At 62.2% G+C, this 241-nt stretch carries 1 protein-coding gene; it reads right to left on the bottom strand.

Features of this window, described 5'->3' with window-relative positions:
• Positions 1 to 241 (bottom strand): hypothetical protein (locus R0J88_RS23040; RefSeq protein ID WP_410901322.1); only part of this gene is annotated, 241 nt, incomplete at both ends.

The raw sequence follows: 241 nt of genomic DNA, 5'->3' as shown, positions 1-241 counted from the left end.
GCCGCTGAACAGATAAACCAGGAACAGCGCCAGCACGTAGCCAGCCCAGAGCATGCAGGTACCAAAGCGGTAGCGCGGCGAGAGGATAGTGCCAATCGCGCCGCCAGTGCCCTGGGGTTTGGCGGGCGTGACGAAGGTACTGTCGGCATTGACATGTTCAGGGGCCAGGCGGCGGACAATGGCCAGAATGCGCTGGCGGTCTGCACCTTTGCTGACCAAAAAGGTGACCGATTCCGGCAGC

Origin of the sequence: Pseudoalteromonas sp. SIMBA_162 (genome assembly GCF_046535955.1) — a bacterium.
In the GTDB taxonomy this organism is placed as follows: Bacteria; Pseudomonadota; Gammaproteobacteria; order Enterobacterales; family Alteromonadaceae; genus Pseudoalteromonas; species Pseudoalteromonas marina.
This window is presented reverse-complemented; position numbering and strand designations above follow the sequence as displayed.